This window comes from Rhodopirellula sp. P2 (assembly GCF_028768465.1).
In the GTDB taxonomy this organism is placed as follows: domain Bacteria; phylum Planctomycetota; class Planctomycetia; order Pirellulales; family Pirellulaceae; genus Rhodopirellula.
The window spans coordinates 4,683,201-4,709,260 of sequence record NZ_CP118225.1 but is presented as its reverse complement, the minus strand read 5'-3'; the positions used below and the strand labels follow the sequence as shown (position 1 = coordinate 4,709,260).

Here is a 26,060-nt window from a genome sequence, read left to right as displayed (position 1 = left end):
TGAGCGGGCAATCGTTGGTTCGCCATGCCAACCAAAACCAAGCGACTCAAAAGACGAAAGCTTCCTGATGACCAGGGCGAGCGAACACAGGAATCTCTCGTCAAGCCAAAGATCAAAATCGAAGGCCTCAAATACTTCGCCATGCTCAAGCCTCTGCTCGAGCATCTTCACGAACATGAGTGCCAGCGTGATACCGCTGGCAACCGTACGCTGCACTACGATCAGTATTGCATGCTCGTGTTGCTGTATGTCCTGAACCCCACTGTCTCAAGTTTGCGAGCAATCTCGCAGGCCAGTGAGTTGACGAAAGTACGTGACAAACTGGGCAACGAGAAAGCTTCGCTGGGATCGCTATCCGAAGCCGGTGGGCTGTTCTCTGCAGACCTTCTCAAGCCGATCATTGAGGCCTTGTCTGCTGAAGTCAACGATGCTGCCCCGGACCCGCGACTGAGCAGCATTCAGCAAACGATCACCGCCGTGGATGGCTCACTTGTTAACGCCTTGCCGTCGCTGATTGCCGCATCCATTCTGAAGCAAACAACGGGCTCAGCGCTGGTGCGATGGCGACTACACACACACTTTGAGGTCAATAACCTGCTGCCCGTACGAGTCGACGTGACACCTGACGGCGGTGGAGAACACGACGAGCGGGCCGTGCTCAAACGAGTGCTCGAAGAAGATCGCTTGTACGTGATGGACCGTGGCTATGCCAAGTTCTCGCTCTTCAATTCAATCGTCGCGTCATCGAGTAGCTATGTTTGCCGACTACGTGACAACACGGTTTACGAGACGACTCAAGAACTTGAGTTAACCGAGGGTGACCGTGCTGCGGGGGTGCTCAACGATACGATTGTGAAGCTTGGAGGATCGAGCAGCAGCTCAAATTCCCCTGATCATCCGATCCGGTTGATCCAAATCCGCTGCACGCCTCATCAAAACCGCACAGGCGGAAAGGCGAGAGGTTCCAAGGCACCCAACAGCGATGGGATCCTTCGCATTGCCACCAATCTGCTGAATGTACCTGCTGAAATCATTGCCCTGATCTACTCCTACCGATGGACAATTGAAATCTTCTTTCGGTTCTACAAGCAACTGATGGGCGGCGATCACCTTATCAGCCACAACGTCAATGGGATCCAGATCCAAGTCTATTGTTCGGTGATTGCCTGCTTACTGATCAACCTGTGGACTGGATCTCGCCCCACGAAACGAACGTTTGAAATGATCTGTTTCTACTTTCAAGGCTTAGCCAGTGAAGAGGAGCTGATAGCTCACATCGAAAAGCAAGCTGCTGCAGAAGAGGCAAAGCGTGCCAAAGAGGAGCGTCAAGAAATTTGCTAATCGGCGTTGCGGGAAGTCATTTTGCCTGACTGGTCTCGGCGTAAATGCTGCGCGGTACCAAACACAAAAACGCAACGGCCCTGGGCAAGCCGGATCGCTTCGCTTCCTTCGCAATGAACCCACACTCAACTCGCCAACCATCCGCCAATATTCCAGCCGGCAAACGCCGGGCCGAACACTATTGCCCCCGTCCCCTTTTCGCGGTGGCGTCCCCTTTTCGCGGTGGTGGGGCTCGTTCCCAGGCTCTGCCTGGGGACGGGATGTCTTGCAGGCTCTGCCTGCGGTTTGGGGTTCGTGAGGCGGAGCCTCGGTGGCAGTGTGTTCCCAGGCGGGAGCCTGGGAACAAGTTTGGTGGGGCTCGTTCCCAGGCTCTGCCTGGGGACGGGATGTCTTGCAGGCTCTGCCTGCGGTTTAGGGGATCGTGAGGCGGAGCCTCGGTGGCAGTGTGTTCCCAGGCGGGAGCCTGGGGACAAGTTTGGTGGGGCTCGTTCCCAGGCTCTGCCTGGGGACGGGATGTCTTGCAGGCTCTGCCTGCGGTTTTGGGGGTTCGTGAGGCGGAGCCTCGGTGGCAGTGTGTTCCCAGGCGGAGCCTGGGGACAAGTTTGGTGAGGCTCGTTCCCAGGCTCTGCCTGGGGACGGGATGTCTTGCAGGCTCTGCCTGCGGTTTGGGGTTCGTGAGGCGGAGCCTCGGTGGCAGTGTGTTCCCAGGCGGGAGCCTGGGGACAAGGTTGGTGGGGCTCGTTCCCTGGCTCTGCCTGGGGACGGGATGTCTTGCAGGCTCTGCCTGCGGTTTGGGGGTTCGTGAGGCGGGAGCCTCGGTGGCAGTGTGTTCCCAGGCGGGAGCCTGGGAACAAGGTTGGTGGGGCTCGTTCCCAGGCTCCTGCCCGGGGACAAGGTTGGCGCTAGTTTCGGGACCTGAGTCCTTCGAGAGTCGCCATGGCATCGTGAGCACGATCGGAGGGAACAAAGACGTGATCGTGAAAGAACGCCGCCATCACATTGGCGCTGATCCCTTGTTCGGATAGAGCCTCTGCAACGGCGGCCGTCAGCCCCACCGCCTCCAGACTGGAATGCACTTGCAACGTGATCATTCGAAAGACGCCTTGGTAATGTTCCCCGTTGGCGTCCGCGTGCTCTCTTCGCAACACAAGCGTCAAACCCTCCTGCTCTTCGAACGCTGCGATGGGACGCAGGTCGGCGGCATCCGCGATGCGTTTTCCGGGTTGGGTCACGAACACAAACTCGTGTTCACGCAGCAGGGGACGCAGAGACCCGAGCAGGGTTGGCAGGTCGGTGATCCCGGTCATAGACGTTTCCTCAAGGATGGTTTCGTTTGGCTTTGCTGCGGCGTCGGGCTGCGCGTGGGACGCAGCGAACACGCTGACCGATGCTTAGCAACGGATTGATTGTGACCGGAACTCAGGGCAGCGTGGAGGGGGAGACATGGCACCCTGACGTGACCAGGTCTTGGGGATGGCTGGACCAAAACCCGAGGATGCATGGGGCGGGGAATTCGCCGCTATTGGCTTCCACTGGAAATCTGAAACAACTGGATCGTGAAAATTTGTTGCCGGACAAATGGACGGGTTGGTTTGGTTTACTCTCTTGAGATCCCCTTCGTTGACCTGCTATCTCCCGCCACACTTCCCCTGCGTCGCGTCTTTGGAAAATTGCGATCGGATTTTGAACAACCACGTACTGGTTGATGATCTGTGTCCGATCAAGATTTCGTCGCGCGACATCCACTGAAGAGCAAAATTGATGCACTCACGTCTGAAGGTTCTCACTCTGTTTTCGGTCGCGGCATTTGCGATCACGATGAACACGAACACGACGCTGGCCCAATCGGCCGGTCCGCATTCCGCCAGCACGGCAGAACTGCTTGAAAGGTCACGGCCTCGATTGGAGGGCATTTACGCAAAAGGCGAGATGCGTCCCCAGCGATTCGAAGCCCAGTGGCTGCGTGACAGCACTGGAATGGTGATTCGCGAACAGGACGTCGATTCAGATGAAACCGTCCGAGCGATCTACGACGTGAATTCAGGGGAACGCACGGTTGCGACGACCGATGTTGAGACCGCCAAGGTCGACCCTCTGCTGTCTCCCGATGGGAAAAGCGTGCTGAAGAAGCAGGGGCGAAGTTGGATCATTCGAGACATAACAAGTGGTGAGACACGTCCTTTGTTGGAGCCCTCCCAGGCTGGTGATGTTTCCTATCAAGACCCAACCTGGAGCCCAGATGGCAAGCGTGTCTTGTTTGTGGAAGCGGATTCGAACGACGTCCGTTTACGAAACGTCCTTGTTCCCGGTGACCCTTCGTACCCCGGCGTCCGCAAGACACGTTTTGCTCGCGTTGCAACCAACATCCCGAAGCTGAGAGTGGGCGTGGTCGATGTCGACGGTGACGATGCCGGTTCTGTGAAGTGGCGGCCGATTGATTTTCCGGAAGAGGGTGGCTACTTCGGTGAGGTCTCCTGGGCAGGGAATTCGGAAGAAGTGTTGGTCGAGAGACTCAGTCGCTTTCGTGACAAACGCGAGCTTTTGATGGCGCGTGTCGACGGTGCGGTGTCCACTCTCTTTGAGGAGACGAACGAGGCTTGGGCAGTGGGAAGCCACGGGATCAACTCCGGCGTCCAATGGATCGACGGCGGAACGCGTTTGGTCTTTCTGAGCGAGAAGGATGGGTGGCGGCAGGCGTTCGTCATTGATCGTGATGGTAAAAACGAACGCCTGTTGTCGCCTGGCGATTACGACATCATCGATCGAGCGGAACCCGAGGATGTCGTGGATGAGGAGGGTGGCTGGTACTACTTCTACGCGTCGCCGAACAATGGGACGCAGCGGTATCTGTATCGCGTTCCACTGGATGGCACCGGAACGAAGGAGTTGATCACGCCAACGGAACAAGCCGGCTGGCATGAGTATCAGTTTTCTCCCGATCGAAAATTCGCGATTCACACTTTCTCAACCGTGAACTCGCCGCCCGTCGTCGACTTGGTCACGATCCCAGCACATCGCTCGATCAGAATCCTGGAGGAGAATCAAGAACTCCACAAGAAGGCACAGGAGACGATCTCGCGTCCCACTGAGTTCGTGCAGTTGAAGCTTTCAGAGGAGGTGACCGTCGACGCGAGCGTGACCAAACCGAGTGACTTTGACGAGTCGAAACGTTACCCCGTGTTTGTTTATGTGTACGGCGAGCCCTACTTGCAGACCGTGCTCGATCGTTGGGGAGCCGCTCAAATCGATTTTCTTCGCACGATCGCAGATCTGGGGTACATCACCGTTTCAATCGACAACCGCGGGACGCCTTGCCCCAAGGGTGCGGCATGGAGACGAAGCGTCTTCGGCAGTCTGGGCCCGTTGTCGACCGAAGAACAAGCCGCCGCGATTCAGGAACTGGGCCGCACACGATCGTATGTGGATTTGTCGCGGGTCGGCATCTGGGGATGGAGCGGCGGTGGTTCGAACACTCTCAACGCTTTGTTTCGCAAACCCGATGTGTATCACCTCGGAATCGCTGTCGTGCCCAAGCCGCAACCGCATCTTTACAACGCTTGGTTCCAAGAGATCTACATGCGGACCCCGGAAGTCAATGCGGAGGGCTACGCTCGTTCGGCTCCCCTTGGTTTTGCGGATGGGTTGAAGGGCAAGTTGCTGATCGTCACCGGATCGGGGGAAACCAACACGCACATTCAAATCATCGAAGGCTTGGTCGACCGATTGATTGAACTGGGCAAGCCATTTGACTACATGGTCTATCCCAACCGAGACCACGGTCTTCGTGAAGGCAAGGGAACCGAGGTGCACGTCCGGATGCTGATCACGCGTTACCTGCTGGAGAATCTGCCCCCTGGTCCGTTGCCGTTGCAATCGAAGTAAGCAGGTACGCAGGTGTCATCGGGTAGGTGAGCCGTTAGCGTTGGCCACGGTTTTCACGCACAACCAGGGCGAACGCCCAAACGGCTCGCATGATTCTGCCCGATCATTCCTGCCGACCTGCCGACCTGCCGACCTGCCGACCTGCCGACCTGCCGACCTGCCGACCTGCCGACCTGCCGACCTGCCTAGCAGCGTGTTGACTTCGTCAGCCGGAATGCGATTGCGTCCAGTTCGTCTCCGGTAGCCTTGGGCGAACGCCGTTCGGCTGATCGCGAAATCTGCGAAACGTATTCAATCAACAACCGGGGAAGCCTGGCTATGGTTTGGGCCTCTTTCGTAGTGGAACCAATCAATGTCCACCCAGCCGCTTTCGGAAACGTCGTCGGTTCGGTTGTTCCAGCAGAACACGCCGGGACGATTGCCACGCCAGTTTCCGAAATTCAGCGTGTAGGTCCAGGGTGTTGTGTTCCAGGATTCTCCATCGATGCTCCACGCGAAGTCCGCTTGGTCACCATCGGTCGCGCTCCGCAGGTAGAGATCCGTGCCGGTGATCGCTGGTCCGCTCTCCAATTTTCCGTTGTGGTTGAAGAACAGCTTCGTCGTGCCATCCTGCTGCTTGAGAACCCCAAACAAGGCGTAGCGGCCGGAGTGGTGGCATAGTCCTGCCTGTGTTCCCCGGGTCATGCCGCCCAAATCCAGCTTGGTCGTGGCGACCGTATTTGTGACGCCGAGGTGCCGTTGGGAAAGTGTGTTGGACGCTCCCCAGAACGCTCCTTTCAATCGGCCGCGATCCGCCGTGACGGGTTTGGAGGCGTGAAGACGCAAGTAGCCCGGTCGCTCTGAAAGAGAGTGTCGGTCGCGACGTGGTTCGTGGTTCCAATTCCATTGCGGACCGATTCGCTGGCCATCGAATTCATCGGATGTCTGAAGCGGGCTGGCGTGCTCGCTTGGGATGGGCTTCTCGTGAATCCAAACCGGTTCCCCGATCCCGTCATCGTCGATGTCCTTGCCAATGATTGGCCACCCGTCTTTCCAAGTGACGGGTTGCAAGCACTGCGGGCGACCGTGGAAGACCGGTGTGCCATTTTGAACGAGCTGATGCATGAACCACCATCGGCCATCCGGGGCTTCGATCAAGGAACCTTGGCAGGCCGATCGATCGGAGTCCTTTTCGCGTTCCATCACCACTCGCGATTCGTAGGGGCCATCGAGGGAGTCCGTCAGTGACCGAAGGCACAATTGTTTGCGATCGCGGCTTTCGCCTTCGCCTTGCCACTCAATCAGCATGATGTACCACTGGTTGTTGAATCGCCGAATCTTGGCGGCTTCGACCGCGGTCCCTGAAAAGATTGTCTTGCCTTCATCGAGCAATTCAGAGCCATCCCAAGACAGGCGAAACAGTTTGATCTCGTGGGGTTGGTCGGGACGAGGCGGCGAGCCTTTGCCCCAATTGCAAACCAACCAAGCCTCTTGTTTTTCGTCGTCAAAGTAGACCGCGGGATCGGTCCAGTGTTTTCGTTGGAGCAGACAGACTGGCTCTGTCCATGGTCCGGAAAGATCCTTGGCTCGCGTCAGGTAGAGGCCGGACTGAAAATCAATCTGGTAGCACAGCCACTCGCCGTTGTGTTGGACCAGATCCCCGGCCCAGCATCCAAACCGGTAGCCGGTCATTTGGTCCCAGTTGTACCGGGGTTCCCAGGTGATCGTCGGGATGGCGTGCCCTGTGTACTGCCAATTGACCAGGTCCGTGGATTCCAGAATGGTCATCCCGGGCGAGTAGTGGTTCGTCGAAGTGATCATCACCCAGCGGTCATTGGCTTCATCGCGTTCGACATCGCTGTCAGCAAAGTCGCCATTGAGAATCGGGTTGGCATAGCTGCCGTTTCCCAGGTCACCCCACTGACGAAAACGTGCGTCGATGGATGAGTCGGCCGGTTCGGCCTGCGCAGTCGAGGGCGGTAAACGGTCGGGTTGATCGGCAGAGGCGTTCGTTGAGAAAGTCAGGATGACGAGCAGAGCGAGGTGGGATGATCGTGCGAAGAAATCCGAGATTTTGGAGAGCATTTTCATGATCAACAGGTTGCAGCAATGAGGTGGGGAGTGAAGGGGAAGGGGGCTTCAAATGCGATTGGAATTGTCGACATGGGAGAAACGCTTGGTGCCGCTGACGAAGATTCCGCAGGCAATGAATGTGCCGATGAGTGCCCCGAGAAGAATGATGCCAATTCCTTGAGCGTTGGGGCCAGCCAGGAGGAACAGTGCGGCGGGCGGAAAGGTGATTGCAATCAACGCATAGCGCACCTGGCGAGAACGCACACTTGGATCATGACGCCAATTCCGAGATCGAATGCGGAAGATCAATCCACCGATAACGCATCCAACTAGAATTGTGGCGAGTCCCATTGCAGGAAGGTCAGTCAGCAATTCAATGGATGCAAACGCACCGCCAAGAGCCGAGAAAATAATGTACCACGTCGGTCCCCTTCGGAATTCTGGATTCACACTTTGGCTCACCGGACGAACTGTCTCGGTAACGGTCGGTGGTGCGTAAGGGTTGTCAGTCACTGCGGCTCAGTCTTGTTTGGTTCGCTCATTCACTCGGTGGAATCAAGCGGGCGCCACATTGGTCGCAGTAGACGTCGTTGCGAAGCGTGGCGTCGCAGTGGCTGCAGGTGAGGACCATTTCCATGTGATTGCCAGAGATGGAACCGGCGTAGTCGATCTTCGCAATTTTTTTGAGCAACCGAATGATTTCGGAGAGGGATTGAAAAAACAGCCAATTCAAAAGTGATCCGACGAGAATCGAGAGCGAAGTGGCGATGGCTGGAAAACCGACGACAATCAGTACGGCGACGGCGGCGAGCACTCCGAAGAGAACCGAGAGTATCGCGACGGTGCTGATCAAGGATTCAAGTGCCAGGCTTTTGGCTTGGCGACGTTTGGGAATCGAATGAGCAGTGAGTTCCATGATCGGCTACCAGGGAGATGAAAGGGGACGGATTGGTTGTTGGACGCGACGAATTGGTGCCACTGCCCGTCTCCGGACGGTTCAGTCATGGCGTCGTTCATTGTTTCCAATGAGATTGGTAGCGGGTGCGGAGGTTTGATTCGGAGGAGGTTCCGATCGATTTGTAAGCATCCCACGCGGGTTTGGCCGCGCCGCGTGGTTGCTCGGGAGAACCCAGCCCACGCAGGCCCAAATGCAGGCCTCCTTCGTTGCGATTGTCGACGGGGCGGTGATAGTCGAATGCGAGAATGGATCCGCATTTTCGAACCTGTTCGAACGTGTAGAGCACCGCGGCGGCTTGTTGTTCCAATGCTTCCGGATCGGTTTCGGAGGCGTGGAACCCTTGTTCGCTGAGCAGCACCGCACGCACGTTGCCATCGGGATCACGCAAGCGTTCGGTGTGCATCCAGTCGTCGAGCACCTGCCAGTTCTTCAGCGTGAACATGCTGGCATCGAGCGAGAACTCCACGTTGTCGTTCCAGGTGTCGGATTCCCACAAACTTTCGGGGTAGGGATGATGGGCCAGTCCCCACGGAAAATTGCCTTCGACTTCACCGTGGCGGACGAGCGCCTGCATGATGTTTTTGGACGCGTACCAGCGCCAATGCGGCGGATCTTCCAGGTTCCAGTGGTGCGTCAACGAAATGAAGGTGCGAGCGTGTGGATTGATGCGTCGCGTCGCGGCATCGACCATTCGCATCGAGCGGAAGTAATGGTCAAGATAGATGTGCATGGGGACTTCGCCCATGTTGGTCCATTGCCATCCGGCGTCAATTTCGTTGTGCACGATCCAGTGATCGATTCGAAGGTTGCCTTCGCTGTAGCGATCCGCCAGGAAGTCGAGCGTGTCGGCGTACAGTTGGGCGGATGCTTCGTCCGTCAGGTTCGGCATCGTGTACGTGCCAGCGGGATCAGCGTCAGGATGCTCCAAACTGGGAGCATCCTTGGTCGACTTGGTTTGAGAATTGGGGATCAACAAGATCGCAGCCATCACCAAGCCCGCGTCGCGTCCCTTTTGAACGCGATGATTCAGGTGTCGCATGGCGGCTTGATTGACATATCGCACCCGGCCGCGAATTTTCATGGGTTGAAAACCAGGGCGAGGCGTCAGCGAGACCAGATTGCTCAGAACAAGATTGACTGAACCGTGGGCCAGTCCGAGTTCCTCGACGTGTTCGGGCGCCAGTTCGGCCAGACAAGTCATGCCTTTGGCGGCTTGCAGCTTGGGAGTTGGCGCAAGCTGCTTGGCCTCTGCCGCGTCGTAGCGATCGACGTGGTGGACGGCTGAAAACGGAGTCGTGGATCGTATTCCATCCGAGTCCAGTTGGCTGGAAATCGACACAATTTGCCAGCGAAGCCCTGTGTCGCGAAGCGTGGATTGTTTGCCGGCCGGGATGCGAACGGTGAAGTGACCGTCCGCACCAATCCGAATCGAACGAAGGAAGGTTTTCGAATTCACTTTCGCGGGGATGGCTGAAATGTCTGCCAGCCCTCGCGCGATCAAACTCAGGTTGGCGGTTGAGAGTTCGCCGACCGTTTTGCCTGCAACAAGAATCTCGCCCGCCGTGTGTTCAACGGTAGTGATATCGATCGGGAATGGTGTTTGATAGTAGGATGCGATCTGTTCGTTGAGCCGTTCCAGTTGTTCAACGCGTTCCCGTTTTTCCTGGTGTTGTCGAAACTCAAAATCAGTTTCCAAACGCAGCACCACATTTCGAATTTGAAAACGTTTGTTGGCAACGGTTCCGAAATCAAGTCGCAACCAGAGCGGCTGGTCCTCACGCAAAAAAGGTTGCCCGAGGGACAAGTCACAGGTGTAGGTGGTCCAGCCTTCCGAGCGACTCAAATGGGGCAGGTCAACGCGACGCTGTTCGGTCCAAGGTTGTCCGTAGAACAGTTGCATGTTCTGAATTCCCTGCGGGCAGAACACTTCCATCGCCAAAATCCAGCGTCGTTGATTGGCGGGTGTCGGCGGGATCTGGAAGGCGATGAACGGATCGTTGCCGGTGGTTTGAAAGGCGATCGCGCCGTCGGCCGGTTCCATTTCCAAGTGTTTGAGCTGTGTCGGGTCACCGGAAAACGGGATGGTTCGTGGGGGAACGGTGGGCTCGGTCTGGGCCACCGCTCGGACGCTCAAAAGGGCGGTGAGAGCCAAGCCAACGACAACCGCCAGAAGGTTCTGAACGACGGGCGTGAAACATCGTCTTTGGCGAGGCGACCAATCGAGAAACAGATTCATTCGAAGTGTGAGTTGGGTGGGGAGGGAGCTCGGCGACGAAGGAGGGGAATGTCGCCAGCGGGGAGGTGCGTTTGAGCTGATTGTAACGGTTCGATGAGTCGGTCTGCATCCGGCCGGCAGACGTGCCGATTTTGATCATCGAAGCGATGCGAAGGATCAATCCCTGCGGACCGGTCATCCGGGCGGCAAGGGTTGGATCGAAAAGAATGACTACCAATCAAAGGCAGATGGATGACTGGGCAAGCAATCGGCAAGCGATGCGGGACACGGCAATCATACTTCCGTGGAACCACCCTGCGCATCGCCCTAATCACGTGGACGTTGGTTGGCATTCAAGCGACGGTGAGCACCGCCCAGGAACGCATGGTGCTGGGAAGCGGAGTTGCTGCACAGTCGCCCACAGAGGCTTCACTGGAACAGACATGGTCGGAGGAGTCGATTGCGGGAAACGCTGCGGAGAATCATTCGGATGAAATGTCCCAGCAGTTGGCAGGTTTGCAGGCTCAGATCGACGAATTGAAACAAGCTTCGAAACTTTCGCAGGAGCCAGTTTATATTCACGCGGAAGAGTCCCCTGCAATTTCTTGCAGTCCCTCGGCTTCCAGCAAGTATCCCACTGCGCGGCTGACCGGATTCTTCCAAGCCGACACCGCTTGGTTCCATCAAAGCGAGCGAAACATCGCTGCGGTGGGGGATGCGGAAGATGGCTCGGACTTTCGCCGAGCTCGATTGGCTGCGGTTGGGAATGTTTGGGACAACGTCGGCTACTCACTGGAAATGGACTTTGGTTTCCCGGGACGTCCGAGTTTCATGGACGTGTGGGTCGACATGGAAGATGTGATTGGCGATGGCAATCTGCGGATTGGCCAGTTCCGTCAACCGATCGGAATGGAAGGATTGACGAGCGTCAAAGAGTTGACGTTCATGGAACGGTCCTTGCCGTTTGCCTTGATTCCGTTCCGTCAGGTGGGGGCCGTCTTGTACGGCACCTCCTCAGAAGATTTGATGACTTGGGCGGTCAGCGGATTCCGTTTCCCCACCGATGTCTATGGGGGCAGTGTCGGTGAGAACGGTGGCTATGGCACAGCTGCCCGTGTGACCGGATTGCTGGTTGATCGCGAGCCGGGCAACGTTCGCTTCCATATCGGGGGAGCTTACAGCTTCATCGATCCTTCGAACGATCTGTTTCAATACCGCAGTCAGCCCGAAGTGTTTGTCAGCGAAACAGGTGGCGGCGTGCCGGCTGCCACTGCAGTGAACACTCCATTTTTTGTTGACACGGGCCTCATCGATGCGGAGCACACCAATCTGTTTGGTGCGGAACTCGCGGCGTCGACCGGATCGTTTTACGCCCAGTCAGAATACCTGGTCAGCGTGGTCGATCAGATTGGCGGGCCGACGGTTGCCCTGCCGGGTGCCTACGCCTACGCCGGCTATTTTCTGACTGGTGAGCAGCGTTCGTATGACAAAAAGAATGGCGTGTTTGGCGATGTGGTGCCCAATGGCAGTGTCGGCAAGGACGGCGGCATCGGGGCTTGGGAATTGGCGGTTCGCTACTCGTATCTGGACTTCAACGACGCGAATGTTCAGGGGGGTCGTTTGAGCGACATCACGGCAGGAGTCAACTGGCACTGGAACCCACACACCAAGTTCCAATTCAACTACATCCATGCGATGCTGGACAGTCCGGTCAATGGCGACAGCGACGCCAACATCTTTGCGATGCGTGCCCACCTGGATTTCTAAGCAGGTACGCAGGTGTCATCGGGTATGTGAGCCGTTTGGCGTTAGCCACGGTCCCCACGTAAAACCGGGGCTAACGCTGGACTGTCAAAAGGTTGGTATTAACACGGAAAACGCGACGTTGATTTTTATTCTGTCCTACGCCCCAACGGGGCAGCTCGAAGATAGCCCCAGGCATCGCCTGGGGTTTCGTTACGGAGATTCCTACACCAGCCCCAACGGGGCGGCCTAAGTAAGACTCCCCAAAACCCGCTAGGACCGCCCCCGTTGGGGCTTTGTAATCTTGGTCCCGCCACAACCCAGGGCGTTGCCCTGGGCTGGCATAGGGCTGCCCCGTTGGGGCGAAGTCGAGGAACGAAACCTGCGCAGTCCAAAGCGGTGTCAATACCAACCTTTTGACAGCCCAGGCTAACGCCCAAACGGCTCACAAGGTGAAACCCAATCATTCCTGCGTACCTGCTTAGAGTGAGGTAGCAGGACTGAGAGAGAACCAATTCAAGTCAGCTTGTTTCAATCGGCGGTTGAGTTGGCTTGCGTTGATTCGCGGGTGATCACAGGAGACGTCATCGGTTCGCCTTTTTGGGGCATGCCGCCGTCCACATCGACTTGAACGTTGAGGTGGCAACGCCAGTTCTCGTCATCGGGTTCCGGGAAGTCGCTGCGAAGGTGCACGCCGCGTGACTCCGTCCGAGCCAGTGCCGAAGATGCCATGCAGTGGGCGGTCAGCAGCAGGTTTTGGAGTTCCCAGCCTTCCACTTTGTCGAATTGGTGTCGCATCACATAGGCCGCGAGCGATCGGATTTGGCTGTCCGCCTGTCGCAACCCTTCGGCGTCACGTTGGACACCGACCAACCGACCCATCAGGCTTTTCAGGGAGACGCGAACGTCGGCGATGTCGAACGATTCGCTGAGTGTGTGATCAGCGTGTTGAATGCGACGGGCGACCATTTTGTGCGGTCCTTCCGCTGCCGAGCGACTGGCGGCTTCGCCGGCGTGCGCCCCATACACCAATCCTTCCAGCAGACTGTTGCTGGCGAGCCGGTTGGCACCGTGCAATCCAGAACTGGTGGCTTCGCCCGCCGCCCACAATCCTGGCAGACTGGTTCGGCCCAGCATGTCGACTCGAACACCACCAATCATGTAGTGGGCACCGGGCCGAACGGGAATGCGATCGGTCGCGATGTCCAAGCCAAACTTGCCACAAGTTTCCGCGATGCCGGGGAAACGAGTGCGAACGTGTTCCGCGTTGAGATGCGAAAGGTCCAAGTACACGCAGGGGTGCGCGGTCTCGTTCATTTGGTTGACGATCGATTGGCTGACCACGTCCCGCGGTGCCAGTTCGCCACGAGAGTCGTAGTCGGGCATGAACCGATGTCCGGTCGCGTCTCGCAAGTAGGCACCGTCGCCACGCAGGGCTTCGGTGATCAGCGATCGCGAGGAACCAGCGATGTAGAGGACGGTGGGGTGGAATTGAATGAATTCCATGTCGCGAAGTTGGACACCCGCTCGGTAAGCCAGCGAGGTGCCGTCACCGGTGGCAACGGGAGGGTTGGTCGATTCGCGATAGACTTGGCCAACGCCGCCGGTGCAAAGAATCGTTTCCTTGGCCCAGACCATCGTGGGACGGCCGTCCGGGGTGACCACGAGTGCGCCGTGGCAACGACCTTCCTGGCTTAGCAAATCGACGGTGAACGCGTTTTCCCAAATGTCGATGTTGGCGGCTTCACGTGAACGAGCGATCACAGCCCGCATGACTTCCCGGCCGGTCGCGTCGCCCATCGCATGCACGATGCGTTCGTGGCTGTGCCCGCCTTCTCGGCCGAGCGCCAGTTCGCCCTCGCGTTTGTCGAATTGGGTGCCCCAGTGAATCAGTTCTTCGATTCGTCGGGGACCTTCGTGAATAACACGAGCAACAACAGCGGGGTCGCAAAGGTTGCCGCCCGCGATCAGCGTGTCTCGGATATGATCATCAAAGCAATCCTCGGGATCCAAGACCCCGGCGATGCCACCTTGAGCGTAGTTGCTGTTGGATTCGCGCAGTTCGTCCTTGGTGACGACCAAAACGGAAAGGTTCGGTTCCACCGCGTTGGCTGCACGCAGGCCAGCCAAACCACCTCCGATGACCAACACATCCGTGAAACGATGAAGGGCTCTTCGCGAATCAAAAGGCAAAAGATACCGGGGAGTGATCATCGTCCATCCATCGTGTTAACAAATTCGAGCGCGAGTGTTCTCGACAATTTCACAGTGTAACCAGTACGCTTCCTGCTGACCGGCCCCCTGCCAAGCCGTCGTTTTGGCTTTCATATTGAATCCATGGCCAGCTTTTTGACCTCCAACGCTTCCATCCCGCTCGACGACCCGCATCCGCCGAGCACGGATGCGCTGGCGGCGGAAGTACCTGCCATGGATCCCTCGTTGAAATCGATCCAGCCCGGTGGCGGCGTGGTGATGTCCGTCGAGTTGGCATGGGGGAGAGTCCGGCGAGCATGGCTGAGAGCGGTCCGTCCCAAGTACGTGGCCAAAATGCGAGATCGCCGCCAAGGGCATCGCGGCGAGTTGCCGTTCGATCCGGTGGATTCGCGAGACATGAAATACTATCGCAACCAAGACAGTTATTGGTGGGCGGATGCCGATGACCCGTTTCTCTGGCGAGAGTCGCTGCCGTTTGTGCGGGTTGGGTTGGCCGAAATGATCGTGCTGACTTCCTTTTCGGTCGTCTTGGCAATTCTATTCGGGTGGTTCTGGTGGCCCCTGGCCTTGCCATTCCTGATCGCGGCTTGCCTGGTGGCATGGTTCTTTCGAAATCCACGCCGCAAAGTTCCGGATGCGATTGGCACGGTGGTGTCCCCCGCGGATGGCAAACTGGTCGAGATCGCTGAAGTGGATGACCCCGTCATTGGGGCTGCGATCCGTTTTCGAATCTTCCTGTCGATTTTCAATGTGCATGCCAATCGAATTGCGATGCCGGGAAAAGTCGTGCGGGTTCGCTATCGCCCGGGGAAATCTTTGAATCCGTTGCGTTCCGAATTGTCCAAAGAAAACGAAAACATGGACGTCGAATTGGAATGTCCTGAAATTGGCGGGCGAATTGTCCGGATTCGGCAGGTCACTGGTCAATTCGCGCGAAGAATTGTCTGCTGGGCTCGCGTGGGCGATGTTTTGCAACGCGGAGAAATATTCGGAATGATTAAACTGGGTTCGCGAACCGAGTTGGTGATCCCTCGCGACGAAGCCCTCGAGATCGTGGCTCAAGTCGGTGAAAAGGTGTGTGCCGGCTCGACTGTGTTCGCCCGTTATCAACAAGGTTGATCGAAATGAGCGAACTGAAACCACGACCACCCTTCCTGGACGACGACAGCGTCGACGACGAATCCGACCTCATCCAAGAGGAGGAGTTCGTTGATCGTTCGAAATTTGGACGTCGCCGCAAACGTCGCTCTGGCAAGCGTCGGCGGTTGACCCTGGCGGTGTTGCCCACGTTGTTGACGCTGGGCAATGGCGTCTGCGGATTGGCGGCGATCGCGATCGCGGTCAGCACGGGAACATTGGATTGGACACCGGAATCCAAACTCTTTGCGGCCGGGCTGTTGATCTTTGGCGGCATGTTGTTCGACGCCTTGGATGGGTCAGCGGCACGGTTGACCGGTCAAGCCAGTCGGTTTGGCGCGGAGTTGGATTCTCTCTGCGATGCGGTGACCTTTGGAGTTGCTCCGGCAGTCATCGTTTGGCGGATCAGCGACGTGTTGCTGCAACGTTTGACTTGGGGCATCGGCGTTCTGTTTGCACTCTGTGTGTTGATTCGGCTGGCTCGTTTCAACGTGGAGACCTCGGAAGACGACGACCACGAGGGTTTCGAAGGATTGCCCTCCCCCGCCGCAGCCGGAACAATCGCCGCCTTTGCGATCGCGATCCCTGACTTGGCAGATTTCGCAGTGGGGGAAAGCTATCCCGACTGGATCCATTCTTTGGCTGGCATCGCCTTGGACGCGTCGCACTATGTGATCCCAACCTTGGCGTTGGTGCTGGCGTTCCTAATGGTGTCCCGTTACGAGTATCCCCACGTGTTTGCTCAACTGGTTCGGGGACGACGAGCCCCGCATCAAATCGGGCAAGCGCTCTTTGCGGTCGTCGGAATTCTGCTGCTGCACTGGGTCGCGCTTCCGGTTGTGTTCTGCTACTTCGCTTTCACGTCGCCGATTCGATCTTTGTTGCAACGCAAGCAGACTCCTCCGGGTTCTTCGTCTCCGGGGTCTCCCTCGCCGTCGTCGGCTGAAAGCGGATGATCGTCCGTTGGTTGATCGGTCTGTCACTGGGCACCCTGATCATCGCAGCAACATCGCCATGGTTCGTGCGCAGTTACGTGCCTCGGCAGTACGATCCGATTCGGCAGCGGGTGTTGCTGAGTCCGGGCGAATCGTATCGCTGGCGTGCCGAGGGCTATGCGACGACAACGATCGGTCCGCATGGGATGATGGGGCGAACCAGCTTGCCAGCGGAGACAGATTCGCAGACGTCACGGGCTGCCGTGATTGCTCTTTGGGGCGACTCGCAAGCCGAAGGGGTTTGTGTTGCTGATTCAGAGAAGCTGTGGCAACAGCTTCAATCGGAGCTTGAATCGCCAGCCGGTCGTGATCAGCTAAGACGCTCGCCGGTGCAGGTCCTGCCGTTGGCGAGCAGCGGTGATGATGTGTCAGACTGGACCGCTGAATTGCCTTGGAGCGAAGCGGGTTTCGCAGTGGATGAACACGTCATTTTGCTTTGCGAGATGGTGGATTTGATGGTCCCGTTGAAGACGCCCGACGAGAGAACGCCAGTGGATTCTTCGCAGATCGCGAGGATGAACCAAGTGACCCGCTGCGTGCCCGATTTCGTGCTGCATGCTGGGCGGAACCTGTTCACCGATCCGGACACGCTTGCTCGGCGTCGACTGCGGTTTGGCATCGGCCCGGTTCGTTCTTTGGGGGAACCAATGCGGATCACCTTTGAAGACCACGTCGATCGAGCTGCTGCGGAACGCTGGATCCTGGACCGTTTGGTCTCGCTGCGAGATGCGACGACGAAACCGCTGTCGATCGTTTACGCACCGCGTTGTCCAGTCATCATGGACGGAACGTTGCGTTGGGAAGATCCGGATGACCTTCTTTGGGGAATTGTCCAGCAACATGCGGCGGAACAATCCATCCAGATCATTGATTGTCGGCCTGCCTTTCGCGAATCCGTGCGACGCGGTGTCTTCCCTCACGGATTCCAGAACGGACGGATTGGGAACGGGCACCTCAATCCAGTTGGCTATCGATTGATTGCCCGCGAATTCGCGAAGCGTTGGAAGGCATCTCAACGTGGTGACCGCTCGCTGGTGAACGCTGGAGGCCCCCAGTGAATTTCACGCAACTCGAGTTCCTCTGCTTTTTGGCGGTGGTCGTTTCAATCGCGTGGATGCTGCGTGGGCGCGTGGCTCGCAACGGCCTGCTGTTGCTGGCCAGCTACTACTTCTACGCGTACTGGGACGTTCGCTTTTGTGGCTTGTTGTTGTTATCGACCGCGGTGGATTTCTTCGTCGCGAAACGAATTGCTGCGAGTGCGGAAGATTCGACCCGCAAGCGTTGGTTGTTGTGCAGTTTGGTCGTCAACCTTGGCATGCTGGGGTTCTTCAAGTACTTCAATTTCTTTGTCGAGACCGCGGAACCGTTGGTGCGTTCGCTGGGGATGAATGCGTCGACGTTGCCGATCGTGTTGCCGGTGGGGATCTCGTTCTTCACATTTCAAACGCTCAGTTACACCATCGATGTGTATCGCCGGAAGATGTCGCCCACTGAGAGTCTGTTGGACTTCGCGTTGTATGTGGCCTTCTTTCCGCAGTTGGTCGCAGGCCCAATCGTTCGCGCGGCTCATTTACTGCCGCAATTAGCAGAACGCCCAACGTGGAATTCCAAGCGAATGTACAACGGCGCTCAGCAGTTGCTTCGCGGTGCGGTGAAGAAGGTCTTGATTGCGGATCATCTGGCTGACCTTGTCGATGGCGTGTTCGCGGGTCCGGAGCTGTATCACCCTGCGACGGTCTGGTTGGCTGTGTTCGCTTACGCAGGGCAGATCTACTATGACTTTTCCGGGTACAGCGACATGGCGATTGGAATCGCCAAGATGTTGGGGTACCGCTTTCCTATGAACTTCCGCCACCCATACCTTTCGAGCTCGGTGGGTGAGTTCTGGCACCGGTGGCACATCACGTTGTCCACTTGGTTGCGTGACTACTTGTTCATTCCGCTCGGTGGTTCTCGCGGCACTGTCTCGCAAACGAATCGCAACCTGATGATCACGATGACGCTGGGTGGGCTGTGGCACGGAGCCGCCCTGACGTTTGTCTGCTGGGGCATTGGGCACGGGGCCGCGCTCGTGGTTGCGCGGGCGCGACGATTGCCGCTGCCGCAGGTGGCCGGTTGGTGTGCGACGATGAGTGTCGTTCTGTTCGGCTGGGTGTTGTTCCGGGCGACCTCGTTTGAGAACGCGTTGGCGGTTTATCGCGGATTGATCGGGTGGCCGTCATCCGTGCCGTTGCCAGTGGCTTCGACCGAGACATGGGCCGCAGCAGGATCCATCCTCTGGTTGCCTCCCTTGCCATTGATGGCGTTGGTCGGCATGGTGGCGGAACACCTGGTTTGGCGAACTCGTGGGCGACGATGGATGCGTTTGCCCGCTGACCGTTGGTTCACGCCCGTTGCGACTGCCATGATGATCTGGGCGTTGGTGTTGTACGCTCCGCGTGGCTTTCGGCCGTTTGTGTACTTTCAGTTTTGAGCGTTTGCTCAACGGTTTTTCCAATCGATGCCGGACAGGTTTGCGATGGCCAGAGCAAGTGCATGCGTTCCATCTCGCTCGTGCCCTTGAGCGGCGACGGATTGGTAGAGTTGTTCAGCCAAAGCCAAGCCTGGCATGGAAAGCTTCATCGCACGACACTCTTCCAAGGCAATGCCCATGTCTTTCAAAAAGTGCTCGACATAGAAGCCGGGGCCGAACTGGTTGTCGATGATTCGCGGTCCCAAGTTGTTCAGTGACCAGCTCCCTGCTGCACCGGAGCCAACCGATTGCATCACGGTCGGCAGGTCCAGGCCCGCTTTGTGACCGTAGACGAGTGCTTCGCAGACGCCGATCATGTTGGTCGCGATCAAGATCTGATTGACCATTTTGGTGTGCTGGCCCGCGCCGGGGCCGCCTTGATGCACAATGGTTTTGCCCATCAACGAGAGGCAGGGTTGGACTTTTTTGAGTGCTCGCGTGCTTCCGCCAACCATGATCGACAGGGTTCCACCGCGGGCCCCCGTGTCACCGCCGGAAACGGGGGCATCCAGCGAATCCACTTCTCGCTTGGCGGCCTGTTCGGCGATTTCGACCGCCAACGATGGCTGACTGGTGGTCATGTCAACCATCACATTGCCAGGTTTGCAACCTGCCAGCACGCCTGTGTCGGGATCGAGGATGACTTCTCGAACGTCGTGCGGATAACCAACGATCGTGAAGACCAGGTCGCTGTTTGCGGCGACGTCCTTGGGGGTGCTGTACCAAGTCGCACCGCGGTTGAGCAAGGACTCGGCTTTTGCCAACGTTCGGGTCGTCAACGCGACCTCGTGGCCAGCATCGAGCAGATGCCCGCACATACTGGCCCCCATCACTCCCGTGCCGATCCATCCAATTTTAGGGAGCGATTGATCGTTGGTCATGAGCTTTCACTTCTTTGGGAGGGGAACTCGCAAGATGCGATGGTTGAAACTGTCGGCAATGTAAAGTTGATCGTCGTGGATGCAAACGCCATGGGGACGACGAAGCGTGTATTCGCCTAGATTCAACGTTTGCACGACGTTTGTATGCGGATCGTAAACGCGAATCAAATGGTTGACGTCGTCCGCGATGAAGACCAGCCCATCTTCACTGACATCCATGTGCTTGGGACCGTTGAAACTGGCTTGGTCAGCCGCGCCATCGGCCTTGCCTTTCTTTCCGCTTCCCGCCAGCGTCGTGATGCTGCCACTGGCTTCGACCCGGCGGAGACGATTGCCGTTGCGTTCCAGCACCAGCAAACGACCATCAGGGGACAACTCCACGGCACGTGGATCTTTGAACTTGGCGGTTTGCCCGGCAAGGATGGAAACATTTCCCGTTGGAAGGTCGAGTGAACGGACGACTTGGTTGCCGATGTCCGCGATCAGCAAACGATTTTGCTTGGCGTCCAAGGTGATGCAAATCGGTTCGCGAAAGGTCGCTTGTTTCCGATCCACGTTGTCGGTGGCAGGCCCTGATTGGCCTTGTCCCGCAAAGGTGTCGACAATCCACTCCCCTTGATCGTTCTGCAGCAGTCGTCGAACCGAATGGTTGGCGTGATCCGACAAGTACAAGACATCGTCGCGGTCGATGACCAAGTTGTGCAGCTTGTTGAAGCGTGCGGCGCGAGCAGGGCCGTCGACGTAGCCCAGCGAGTTGTCTTCGGTTGCGGATTCTGGGCCAGCGATCACCACTGGGTTGGTGGGTGCATTGGGGGGACAGCGCAAGACGCGGCCGCCATCAAATTCGACGATCCACATTTGGTTCTGGGAATCAAACTCCACTGCAAACGGAGTCCGCAATGGTCCGGGGGCGGGGGCGTTTTGAGGAGATGGTTCGGTTGGTCCGATCAGCACTTCAACCGGCAGAACAGGTGGTTGGTCGGCCAGCAGCAGTGGCCGGGGGGCGGGCAGCGTGCACGCTGCCAACGCCAAGACGAGGTTGCGAATCAAGTTGGGCTGCATGATGGACTCGGTGGGGAGAGGAGGTGGGATGGACGTTGTCAGGGCTTCTCTCGCTTGCTCAGCCGGCGGGGTGTGACAAAACGGCTTGCCAACGCGCGGCCTCGCGAAACAGCCAAGCCTGACGCCAAACTCCGTCAGAGGTTGGTGTGGCGACGAAGGCGACCGAACATGGTCGCACGGCCTCGGTGGAGTTCCCAACGAAAAGCACTGGCGTATCGGAGGCGGGGCAGGGAGGCGGTTGAGGTGTGCGGTCCCACACTATAGATCAACGGATCATTTCCGTGTGCACTCGTTGAGAACCGACGATCCTGCCAGCACCGCATCAATCGTGTGGTCACCGACGACGGTTCACCGTCGCGACTCATTCCGGCAGCAGCTGATGATGGTGCTGGCTGCCATTGCTATTGGTAACGCGTGCGAACGTCGGGCAGCGGGTAGTCGGTGACGTCTCGGTCGCCGTCCTCGGCATTGATTTCCCACAGACGTTGATAGCCACGTGTGACCAGTTCCACCATTGCTTCGGCGTGGCTGGAATCAAGTTCCGAGAGTGCAAATGGGCCCGTGAGGGTGACCGGATGGACTCGCTGGTCGCGAATGCACTGTGCCAAAATGGGATTGCAGCGGATGTGTCGCTCGGGAGAAACATGGAGTTTCTCGGGATCAAGGTGTCCGATGACGTAGCGAAGGTAGAGATCGCTGTCGACGATCGACATCACATCTTCGCCGCACACTTCGCATCGATAGCCTTCGTCACACTTGGCCAAGAGAACATTCCGAACGAGAAAAATGGAGAGTCAAGTTGTCGCCAACAACGACGTCAATTCTCCTGACGAGGGCGGGTCGCACAACCGGAATTTTGTCATTCGCCCATCGGAATCATCGTACAAAATCATCGTGGCGGCAGAGAGATCGGCCGCGGCGGGGGAATCGATCAGAAGCGAAGAGTCGCCGGCATTGAGCGGCCCGACCAGACGCAATTCCAGATCATGATGGCTTTGACGGGGCAACCAGCGATTCAATGTCTCTGCCGAGGGCAAACTCGCGATGACAAACACGTTGACGGCGGGGCCCTCACGAAGCACGGTTTGCAACGCATCGCAACCAGAGATTTGGCTGGCGGCGTCCAACGAGAAGTTCATCGATTCCGACTGACGGAGGTCGCGGAACCGATCCAGGCCATCGAGCACGACCAACAGGGGCGTGTCGTTGCTTAGCGGCAGATTCTCAATGGGGGAAACGTCGTTCGCTTGGTTCTTAGCGGAAACCAGGGTGCCAGTCGAATCGAGGCTGAACGCAGGGGCGGGAGTGCCAAGTTCGTCAGTGGTCGACGCTTCCTGGGTGGGTTTGCCCAGTCGGGTGCCCACGAATTGAGCCAGCTGAATCATGGCGGTCTCAGCGTCACGAGTCCGGATGATTTGTGCGTCCACATCATGCTGTTGCGTCCACTGCGCGACCGAGTCACCTTCTTCGGCTCGGGAACCATCAAACAAGACCAAGGCGAGCTCTGGACGATGAGCCTTCGCGGACGCAATGATGCAGCTCAGGACGCTGGGCCGATTGCGAGCCGACCCGATCAGCAAGGCGTTGCGACCTGTGTTGGATTGGAATCGCAAGGCGCAGGGCGGGCCGAGTTCAACGGCTTCCCCCAGCAATCCGACCAGCGTGTCAGAGGGCTGTGAAGCGTCGATGGCTTGGCGTGCCATTTCAGCCGTGAAACGACCTGGTCGGTTGCCTTCGAAAACCACGGCGGCGCCGAGTTCCCGATTCCAGGCTTCATCTCGCTGGCCAACTTCATTGAGAAGTTGAACTTGTTCAGCGGTTTCCAAGTAAGCGACTTGGAAGGGCTGGTTGCCTTCGACCAGACCACTGGCATCGTTGTAGATTGCTTCACCAGGGCGGGAGATCAATCGAGCCGCGGTGTTGTCATCGGACAAGATCAAGGCGGCATCGGCTTCGCTGCACTGCATCGCGATTCGAACCGCCATTTGTCCCAGCGTGGCCCGCGGGAGACTGTTGGCACCAGCCAACGATTGACTGCTGAGAACAACGTGGATTCCAAACGAGCGGCCTTGCCGAACGAGCCGATCCAAAAGCGCGGTGCAGTCAGATGCCAGCGTGTCGTCCCGGGTGAACAGCTCTTGAAATTCGTCGACGACCAGCATCAAACGGGGCATGACTTTGGCAGGGCAGGTTCGCCGATAGGCACCCAGTTCCTGGACGCCCGCGGCCCGGAACAATTCGCCTCGGGTGGTCATCTCTGAATCGAGTCGTTGCAGGACACTGCGTCCAAATTCGCGTTCGCTTTCAATGCCAATGACGCGAGCGTGAGGTAGTTTGGCATCGGCGTAGATCTTGAATTCAACGCCCTTCTTGAAATCCAACAGATAGAATTGCAATTCATCGGGGGAGTACATCGCTGCGCCGGACGTGACGATGCTGTGCAGCAGCGTGCTCTTGCCCGAGCCCGTTTTACCGGCGATCAGAACATGTTGCCGAACACCCTCGCCCAAATCGAGTGACCGGTGCCGTCCTGCCCCGGAGCTGCCAATGACGATGTTCAGACCGTCAGCGGCCGTGCTGGTGTGATCCGCTGTCGGGATGCGTTCTTCGGGCAGCAACGAGGTCAACGGCACGATGACGCGAGAGGCTTCCTGGGCCAGTCGCCCGATGCGCTGGATCAGTGCCGAGCGGTCTTGGGGCATTGGCGGTGGAGCGGGCCAGAATTCGAATTCGTCCAATCCCGCGTTGAGCAACCGCCAATGGCCGGCGGTCAGGCCCTCATCCAACATTCGAACACGACGCTTGCTGCCGATTGGGATGATGCCATCTTCGTTGGGTTGCACGGGTTCGCCGTTCAAACTGGAACGATCGATTCCATCAAAGGCAACCGACGGGTCTTTGCGAGCCGTTTCCTCGCCGGTATCCAACCCTGCATCGCCGTACTTCAGACGCAGCAAATTGGGATGGTCAAACATCGGCATGTCCGCCGGCCATTCGTGTTTGTTGTCCACGACCAGAATCACGAACACACCGCAACGAATTCCACTGCGGATGAGTGATGCCAGGTGCGAATGGGCCTCGCGAGACAGCCCGTCAGGAAATCCGACTGCGGCGATCGCTTCGTAGGGTTGCGCCAGCGAACCAGCCACCTCGTTGTAGTCTTCCAAGCGTTTGTACTGGTCCCTCAGACAGGACTGCAAAATGTTTTCAGCATGCTGACTGATGTCTGCGATCCGAGCTGTGATTTGGTCGCCCTGAGTCCAGACGCGGTGGTGAATCAGGCTGGGGGCGTGATCTGCCAAAGCGAGGAAACTGGAGAAGTTTTGTCCTCGACCAGCTGGATCAATCAGAGTCACACGAGCTTGGCCGGGTGGGGCAGCGCTGAGCAAACGCCAGAGCATCTGATGCGCAATGTTGATTGCATCCTCGATGTGTGCAGTGGGCGCCTCGATGATCACGCCGGAATGGTTTCTCCGGTGCATTGCGATCGGCATCGTGTCGGGAACTTGCAACCGATTCAGAATGTCAGCTTCGTCGTGGGGGTCACCGGTTCTCTCCAAATGATGAGAAGTGTCGTATCCCAGAGCCGAATCGAATTGCTGCTTCAGGCGATTTCCCAACCGGATCGATCCCAGCGGCAGGAAATCGATGCCAGGATGTTGCGGGGGAGGATTGGAAAGCAATTCGTCCCAGTGTGGATACCGATACTCGACCAAATCATTGGCAGCGAGGATTCGCATCAGCCCGCGATGCATGCCAGATTGCAATCGTTGCGCCAGTGATTCCAAGGTGTGGCGGTGCTGTTCCGCCACGGCTTGCAGGGTTTGGCCCGCCGCCGCATCCGATTGGCTGAGCTTTTGGGAGATGTCGGTGGCCGTTTGATTTGCCCGTTCACGCATCGATTGTTGAAGATCCGCGAAGCTGGTTTGGAACTGTTCCTCAATTCGCTTCAACTGGTCCTTCAGCCGTGCTTCTTCGGCGACCTGTTTTGCGGCCAGGTCTTCGCGGAGGTCCTGGAGTTGGTTCTGTTGCCACTGTTGAGCCTCCTTGATGTGCGAGTCACGTTGCAGGATCAGTTCCTGGCTGGTTTTCTTGGCGGCGGCTGTCGAAATTCGTTTGGCCTGCAGCACAGCGTCTTGCGATGCCAAGCGAATTCGTTCGGTCGCAGGGTGCAAAGACCGAGTCATCTTCCGCAACGGCCACATCAAGATCAGGTAGCACGTGAACCCGATCAAACCGGAAACGATGACGGAACCGATCAAGTAGTGAATGAGCGGTTCCGCTTTCAGCAAGATCGAGGTGCCAGAAAAAATCAACAGCAGCACTGCGACCAGCGAGGGCAGGTAGTACACCGCGTCCACCACATGCGCGGCGAATCCCGTTTGCATCTCAGAGACGGTGGCCTTCAAGCGACGGTTCTGTCGGCGGATGAGTTCCAGCGCGTCTTCCACCTTGTGCGGTGGGGCTTCACCAAATTCAGCGTACAGATCGCTGGGCGTTTGGACATCGAGCAATCGGTTGAGTCGGCGGAGCGTCAGCGCCCGAGCCCACTCAATGTCTTCGTTTGATTCCGCAAGAGCAGCGTCGAGCTGATGATGTTCTTTCGCGGCGAGCTTCTTCGGCTGATCCTTGCGGGCGTTGTACTGGTTCTTGATCGCGATCAGTCGCTTCTCAACCTTGCCATGGATCACCGCCTCGTCTTCGGCGAGCTGCCGTCGGAAACGGACGCCGCATCGTCGCAGCTGGTCTCGCGTCTGCAGCGTCGCCACCTCGTACGCGGCGATCATTTGTTCCTGCGCGATGTCCCACTGCCTGAGCGTGTTGATGCGATCGGTGTGGCAGTTCTGCTTGACGGCAGCGAGTTGGTCTGTCAAACGCTGTTCGATGTCCGCATGTTGGTCGCCTTGTTGGCGAACCAATCGAGAATGTTCTTCTCGGGAAGCCGCAACGCGTTGGATCAATCCATGAAGCAGACGGCGTTGGCGTTCCGGAGCAAACAGCAGTGCAGGCGAAACAGCAGAGTCTTTCATGGTTTCGATTCTACTCCAATCCGGCGCACCTGGCGCGT

The 26,060-nt window shown here is 57.7% G+C and carries 17 protein-coding genes; 7 read left to right on the top strand and 10 right to left on the bottom strand.

Annotation, left to right across the window (positions count from 1 at the left end; translation table 11 throughout):
- Positions 1-24: 24 nt before the first annotated feature.
- Positions 25-1,341: an IS4 family transposase gene (locus tag PSR62_RS16690; RefSeq protein WP_274403829.1), complete on the top strand. Its 1,317-nt coding sequence runs from the start codon at positions 25-27 to the stop codon at positions 1,339-1,341.
- Positions 1,342-2,243: 902 nt separating this feature from the next.
- On the opposite strand, the gene PSR62_RS16685 is transcribed toward PSR62_RS16690, so the two are convergent.
- The gene (locus PSR62_RS16685; protein WP_274404144.1) at positions 2,244-2,648 is read right to left on the bottom strand and encodes an ACT domain-containing protein; all 405 of its coding nucleotides are present in this window, start codon (positions 2,646-2,648) and stop codon (positions 2,244-2,246) included.
- A gap of 454 nt (positions 2,649-3,102) precedes the next feature.
- On the opposite strand from PSR62_RS16685, the gene PSR62_RS16680 reads away from it, so the two are divergent.
- The gene (locus PSR62_RS16680; protein WP_274404143.1) at positions 3,103-5,223 is read left to right on the top strand and encodes a S9 family peptidase; all 2,121 of its coding nucleotides are present in this window, start codon (positions 3,103-3,105) and stop codon (positions 5,221-5,223) included.
- A 291-nt stretch (positions 5,224-5,514) separates the two neighbouring features.
- Here the strand turns inward: PSR62_RS16680 and PSR62_RS16675 are convergent, their stop codons facing one another.
- The 4 genes from PSR62_RS16675 to PSR62_RS16660 all read right to left on the bottom strand — a co-directional run bounded on the left by PSR62_RS16675 (position 5,515) and on the right by PSR62_RS16660 (position 10,469).
- Positions 5,515-7,293, bottom strand: coding sequence for a glycoside hydrolase family 43 protein (locus PSR62_RS16675; RefSeq protein ID WP_274404142.1), 1,779 nt, complete (start codon positions 7,291-7,293; stop codon positions 5,515-5,517).
- A gap of 48 nt (positions 7,294-7,341) precedes the next feature.
- Positions 7,342-7,539: a hypothetical protein gene (locus PSR62_RS16670; RefSeq protein WP_274404141.1), complete on the bottom strand. Its 198-nt coding sequence runs from the start codon at positions 7,537-7,539 to the stop codon at positions 7,342-7,344.
- Between the two features lie 274 nt (positions 7,540-7,813).
- Positions 7,814-8,191, bottom strand: a complete 378-nt coding sequence (locus PSR62_RS16665; protein WP_274404140.1) for a hypothetical protein — start codon at positions 8,189-8,191, stop codon at positions 7,814-7,816.
- Positions 8,192-8,288: 97 nt separating this feature from the next.
- Positions 8,289-10,469, bottom strand: a complete 2,181-nt coding sequence (locus PSR62_RS16660; RefSeq protein ID WP_274404139.1) for a DUF5722 domain-containing protein — start codon at positions 10,467-10,469, stop codon at positions 8,289-8,291.
- 342 nt (positions 10,470-10,811) lie between these two features.
- Between PSR62_RS16660 and PSR62_RS16655 the strand changes: the two genes are divergently transcribed.
- Positions 10,812-12,215 carry an OprO/OprP family phosphate-selective porin gene (locus tag PSR62_RS16655; RefSeq protein WP_274404138.1) on the top strand — a complete coding sequence of 468 codons (1,404 nt, stop codon included), beginning with the start codon at positions 10,812-10,814 and terminating at the stop codon, positions 12,213-12,215.
- Between the two features lie 507 nt (positions 12,216-12,722).
- On the opposite strand, the gene nadB is transcribed toward PSR62_RS16655, so the two are convergent.
- Positions 12,723-14,405 (bottom strand): L-aspartate oxidase, encoded by a 1,683-nt coding sequence (nadB, locus tag PSR62_RS16650; RefSeq protein ID WP_274404137.1) that lies wholly within the window; start codon positions 14,403-14,405, stop codon positions 12,723-12,725.
- A 123-nt stretch (positions 14,406-14,528) separates the two neighbouring features.
- On the opposite strand from nadB, the gene PSR62_RS16645 reads away from it, so the two are divergent.
- The 4 genes from PSR62_RS16645 to PSR62_RS16630 are packed head-to-tail and all read left to right on the top strand — an operon-like array spanning position 14,529 to position 19,010.
- Complete coding sequence (locus PSR62_RS16645) at positions 14,529-15,524, top strand: phosphatidylserine decarboxylase family protein (protein ID WP_274404136.1); 996 nt, start codon at positions 14,529-14,531, stop codon at positions 15,522-15,524.
- Positions 15,521-16,498, top strand: a complete 978-nt coding sequence (pssA, locus tag PSR62_RS16640) for a CDP-diacylglycerol--serine O-phosphatidyltransferase (RefSeq protein ID WP_338020087.1) — start codon at positions 15,521-15,523, stop codon at positions 16,496-16,498. The genes PSR62_RS16645 and pssA overlap by 4 nt, the downstream gene beginning before the upstream one ends.
- Entirely contained in the window at positions 16,495-17,595 is a 1,101-nt protein-coding gene (locus PSR62_RS16635) for a hypothetical protein (protein WP_274404134.1), read from the top strand. Before pssA ends, PSR62_RS16635 begins: the two co-directional genes overlap by 4 nt.
- The gene (locus PSR62_RS16630) at positions 17,592-19,010 is read left to right on the top strand and encodes an MBOAT family O-acyltransferase (RefSeq protein ID WP_274404133.1); all 1,419 of its coding nucleotides are present in this window, start codon (positions 17,592-17,594) and stop codon (positions 19,008-19,010) included. Before PSR62_RS16635 ends, PSR62_RS16630 begins: the two co-directional genes overlap by 4 nt.
- 8 nt (positions 19,011-19,018) lie before the next feature.
- Here PSR62_RS16630 and PSR62_RS16625 read toward each other — a convergent pair whose 3' ends face one another.
- From PSR62_RS16625 to PSR62_RS16610, 4 genes are all read right to left on the bottom strand, one after another.
- Positions 19,019-19,930, bottom strand: coding sequence for an NAD(P)-dependent oxidoreductase (locus tag PSR62_RS16625; RefSeq protein WP_274404132.1), 912 nt, complete (start codon positions 19,928-19,930; stop codon positions 19,019-19,021).
- A gap of 6 nt (positions 19,931-19,936) precedes the next feature.
- Complete coding sequence (locus PSR62_RS16620) at positions 19,937-20,992, bottom strand: hypothetical protein (protein ID WP_274404131.1); 1,056 nt, start codon at positions 20,990-20,992, stop codon at positions 19,937-19,939.
- Between the two features lie 401 nt (positions 20,993-21,393).
- Complete coding sequence (locus PSR62_RS16615) at positions 21,394-21,756, bottom strand: hypothetical protein (RefSeq protein ID WP_274404130.1); 363 nt, start codon at positions 21,754-21,756, stop codon at positions 21,394-21,396.
- Positions 21,757-21,786: 30 nt separating this feature from the next.
- Entirely contained in the window at positions 21,787-26,022 is a 4,236-nt protein-coding gene (locus PSR62_RS16610; protein WP_274404129.1) for an FtsK/SpoIIIE domain-containing protein, read from the bottom strand.
- Between the last annotated feature and the right edge of the window lie 38 nt (positions 26,023-26,060).

Bases quoted from the DNA above. Each gene is read 5' to 3' on its own strand.
- PSR62_RS16625 (WP_274404132.1), bottom strand. From the start codon at position 19,930: ATGACCAACGATCAATCGCTCCCTAAAATTGGATGGATCGGCACGGGA.
- PSR62_RS16665 (WP_274404140.1), bottom strand. From the start codon at position 8,191: ATGGAACTCACTGCTCATTCGATTCCCAAACGTCGCCAAGCCAAAAGC.
- PSR62_RS16660 (WP_274404139.1), bottom strand. From the start codon at position 10,469: ATGAATCTGTTTCTCGATTGGTCGCCTCGCCAAAGACGATGTTTCACG.
- PSR62_RS16635 (WP_274404134.1), top strand. From the start codon at position 16,495: ATGATCGTCCGTTGGTTGATCGGTCTGTCACTGGGCACCCTGATCATC.
- PSR62_RS16610 (WP_274404129.1), bottom strand. From the start codon at position 26,022: ATGAAAGACTCTGCTGTTTCGCCTGCACTGCTGTTTGCTCCGGAACGC.
- PSR62_RS16685 (WP_274404144.1), bottom strand. From the start codon at position 2,648: ATGACCGGGATCACCGACCTGCCAACCCTGCTCGGGTCTCTGCGTCCC.
- PSR62_RS16675 (WP_274404142.1), bottom strand. From the start codon at position 7,293: ATGAAAATGCTCTCCAAAATCTCGGATTTCTTCGCACGATCATCCCAC.
- PSR62_RS16645 (WP_274404136.1), top strand. From the start codon at position 14,529: ATGGCCAGCTTTTTGACCTCCAACGCTTCCATCCCGCTCGACGACCCG.
- PSR62_RS16620 (WP_274404131.1), bottom strand. From the start codon at position 20,992: ATGCAGCCCAACTTGATTCGCAACCTCGTCTTGGCGTTGGCAGCGTGC.
- PSR62_RS16680 (WP_274404143.1), top strand. From the start codon at position 3,103: ATGCACTCACGTCTGAAGGTTCTCACTCTGTTTTCGGTCGCGGCATTT.
- nadB (WP_274404137.1), bottom strand. From the start codon at position 14,405: ATGATCACTCCCCGGTATCTTTTGCCTTTTGATTCGCGAAGAGCCCTT.
- PSR62_RS16690 (WP_274403829.1), top strand. From the start codon at position 25: ATGCCAACCAAAACCAAGCGACTCAAAAGACGAAAGCTTCCTGATGAC.